Consider the following 1,020-nt stretch of genomic DNA (forward strand, 5'->3'; position numbering starts at 1 on the left):
CCTTCAAGGATGTTCCAACCAAAGGTTGGGAGGACGACGTAATGTCAGCCGTAGGAGCAATTCTGGGGAAAAAGTACGACGAGTTCCGATACACTGAGCATTCTAAGTACAGTCTTCCGCTAGTTCGATGCGGAGATGTGATCTACTCGGGCTTCAATATGGGTGCTGGCGAGAACGCGCTTTTCGAAATTTTCTCTAACATATACTCCGCAGGCGATGGCGCTTTGCTGGTGCTCGATGAGGTCGAGCTCGGACTTCATTCCAGAGCACAGCGGATGTTTATGAAGAAGCTGAAAGAGGTGTGCAAGAAGACCAACACGCAGATCATCTGTACCACTCATTCTCGTGAGATATTTGAGTCCCTTCCAGATGATGCAAGATTTTTTGTAGAGTCGGTCCAAGGGAAGACTCGAATTACAAGTGGTGTTTCGCCGGAGTTCGCTTTCTCGCGTATGGGGGCGGTACTGAAATATGAAGCGACCGTGCTTGTGGAGGACGATGTGGCGCGTGCCATTTTGCAGGAGTGTCTTGCGGCAGACGTGCGAACGCGTATTCAGATCAAAGTGGTCGGATCCGCCAGTGCACTTTCAAGGCAGCTTGCGGCAGCTTACGTCCGGAAAGAGGATCGCCCCACCATCTCGGTATTTGATGGTGATCAGAGAGTGCTCGAGAATCGGAATTTGAGTCATGCGAAAAAGATGGCCGAAACGGTCTCGGAAGAGTTCGGTGCGTGGTTTAGAGCCTCCGCACTTTATTTGCCGGGAGCTACGTGGCCGGAAGCCTGGTTGATCGAGCAGTGCAAGACACATCCTGGACAGACTGCGGCCGCGCTGGGGTTGGATGCTGATGATGTGTTCGATGTACTCGAATACTCGCTCCAAGCAGGCAAACATAACGAGTTCGCGGAGCTTTCGAAGCATGTCGGGCTGGACAAATCACTTTGCCTGCAGAAGGTCTGCGAGGTCGTCGTCGGCAACTTATCAGAGAACTTCGCTTCCCTTCGGGACGGCATTTCAGCGT

1 protein-coding gene is annotated in these 1,020 nt (G+C 52.4%); it reads left to right on the forward strand.

Annotated elements, in window-relative coordinates; translation table 11 throughout:
• Positions 1 to 137 precede the first annotated feature (137 nt).
• On the forward strand, positions 138 to 1,020 hold an 883-nt coding region (locus AC1DQP_RS20865), incomplete at its 3' end, for an AAA family ATPase (protein WP_478052480.1).

The sequence above is a fragment of the Stenotrophomonas sp. P5_A8 genome (assembly GCF_056400545.1).